At 65.1% G+C, this 2,377-nt stretch carries 2 protein-coding genes and 1 pseudogene; 1 reads left to right on the forward strand and 2 read right to left on the reverse strand.

What is annotated here, in order from left to right:
- Positions 1–597: CoA transferase (locus VIW95_RS03990; RefSeq protein WP_331584122.1), on the forward strand; the 597-nt coding region annotated here is incomplete at its 5' end.
- Here VIW95_RS03990 and VIW95_RS03995 read toward each other — a convergent pair.
- Both VIW95_RS03995 and VIW95_RS04000 read right to left on the reverse strand, forming a co-directional pair.
- The gene (locus VIW95_RS03995; RefSeq protein ID WP_331584123.1) at positions 594–2,159 is read right to left on the reverse strand and encodes a hydantoinase B/oxoprolinase family protein; all 1,566 of its coding nucleotides are present in this window, start codon (positions 2,157–2,159) and stop codon (positions 594–596) included. The genes VIW95_RS03990 and VIW95_RS03995 overlap by 4 nt on opposite strands.
- A pseudogene (locus VIW95_RS04000) lies at positions 2,156–2,377 on the reverse strand (hydantoinase/oxoprolinase family protein); the annotation flags it as partial. The gene VIW95_RS03995 and the pseudogene VIW95_RS04000, both read right to left, overlap by 4 nt.

Raw genomic sequence — 2,377 nt, forward strand, 5'->3', positions numbered from 1 at the left:
GACGTCGCGATGCTCGACGCGATGCTGTTTCAGTCCAATGGCAACCTGACGCTCGGCGCGATGGGCGTCGAGCTCAAGCGATGGGGCAACGAAATTCCGTTCTCGGTGCCGACCAACACGTACCAATGCCGCGACGGGCTCGTGATGGCGGGTGTGTTGCTCGACACTCACTGGAAGGTGATGGCGCGGATGGCGGGGCGCAGCGATCTGGCCGAGCAGAACGAATTCGCCACCATCCCCGGACGGATGGGCCATCGCGCGGAATGCGACGCGATGTTTGCGAAGTGGTGCGAGGCGCGCACCGTCGACGAAGCTGTCGCGGAGTGCGCCAACGAAGGCATCCCATGCGCCAAGGTGAGAACTTACGCAGAGGCCGCGCGATGCCCGCACACTCTCGAGCGCGACATGCTGCAGGAAGTTGCTCAGGAAGACGGCAAGCTCGCGCCGATCACCGGTCCCGCGGCAAAGTTTTCGCGCACGCCGACGCGCATACGAAGGGGCGCCCCGGCTCTGGGAGCGCATACGGACGATATCCTGGCGGAACTTGGAATCGATGCGGACGCGAGCCAGCGTTTGCGTGAGAGCGGCGTCGTCTAGCGACGGCCCCAGCCGCCACCGCCGGGAGTTTCGATTCGAATGCGCTCGCCCGCTTGGATATCGATATTCGCTTTTCCCGGCAACCTGCTTCGTCGCGTTCCGCGCACGAGAATATTCTTCCCCGTCGCGCCCGGGCCTCCGCCGGCGAGTCCGTACGGCGCGATTTTCCGCCGCTCCGTAAGCACGCTCACGTTCGAATCGACTATGCACTCGAGTTCGCGAATCAGTCCGTCGCCGCCACGCGCGCGCCCGCGGCCACCCGAGCCGCGCCGGATTCGATACTCGGTGATCCGCATCGGGTAGTAGGCCTCGAGCGCTTCGATCGGCGTGTTGAGCGTGTTGGTCATGTGCGTGTGAATGCCGGATGCGCCGGGCTGATCCTTCGCAGCGCCGGCGCCGCCGGCGATCGTTTCGTAGTAGGAAAAATGCCGGTCGCGAAATCGGTCGAAGCCGCCCACCGTGAGATTCGACATCGAGCCCGAACTTGCCGCCGGGATTCGAGTCGGCGCGGCCCTGGCCAGCGCGCGAAACAGGACGTCAACGATTCGTTGCGAGGTCTCGACGTTTCCGCCCGCGACCGCTGCTGGAGCCAACGCGTTCACGATCGAGCCCGGCGGCGTGATAAGCCGGATCGGACGCATGAGGCCTTCGTTGGCGGGCACGGCCTCCGCCGCGAGGCACTTCATGACATAGAAGGTCGCGGACAGCGTGATCGCGAAATTTGCGTTGACCGATCCGCGGACCTGCGGCGCCGAGCCGGTGAAATCGACGACCGCCTTTCCGCCGCCAATTTTGATCGCGACGCGAATCGGAATCGGCCCCGTGCCGAATCCATCGTCGTCGAGAAAATCCTCAGCGCGATAAGTTCCGGGCGGAAGCTCCTCGAGCGCCGCGATCATCAGTCGCTCCGCGTAGTCCTTTAGCCCGCCCATTGCAGCTTCGACGGTTTTGCGTCCCGACGTTTTCACGATGGCGAGCAGCCGCTCCGAGCCGACCGATAGCGCGGCAATCTGTGCGCGCAGGTCGCCTTCGCGCTCCTCGCGAACTCGCGTGTTGGCAAGAAACAGCGTCATTACGTCGCGCGCGATCTCGCCGCCCGCGACGATTTTCACCGGCGGCAATCGAAAACCTTCCTGGTAAATTTCCGTCGCCAGCGCCATCGAGCCAGGCGCGATTCCGCCGATATCCGCGTGATGCGCCCGGTTGGCGGCGTAGGCAAACGGCCGACGCTCATTGCCGATGAACACCGGCGCGACCAGAGTCAGATCCGGCAGATGCGTTCCGCCGGCGAAGGGATCGTTCAACGCCGCGACGTCGCCGCGCTCGAGCTCGAGGTTCGCGATCGCTGCGCGTACCGAGAGCGGCGTCGAGCCGAGATGCACCGGGATGTGCGCGGCCTGCGCGACCAGCTCGCCGCGCGCGTCGAAAATAGCGCACGAGAAATCGTGCCGCTCCTTGATGTTCGGCGAAAACGCCGTCTGCCCGAGAACCACGCCCATCTCGTCGGCTATCGCGGCGAGACGATTGTTCATGACGGCCAGCGTGACGGGGTCGAGCTTCATCGCGTCGTCTCCAATTGCAGATTGCCGAAGTCGTCCACGCGCAAAGTGAATTCAGGCGCGACGTACGCGGTGGAACTCAGCTCGACGACGACCATCGGACCGCGCAAGCGCGCGCCCGCGCCGAGCGAGTCCCGGTCGTAAATCGGCACCGTTCGTTCCCGGCCTCCAACCAGCACGCGTCCGTTCGATACTGGCGTTGGCTTCCCGGCGCGGCGCGC

This window comes from Binatus sp. (SeqCode) (assembly GCF_036522015.1).
Classification (GTDB): domain Bacteria; phylum Desulfobacterota; class Binatia; order Binatales; family Binataceae; genus Binatus.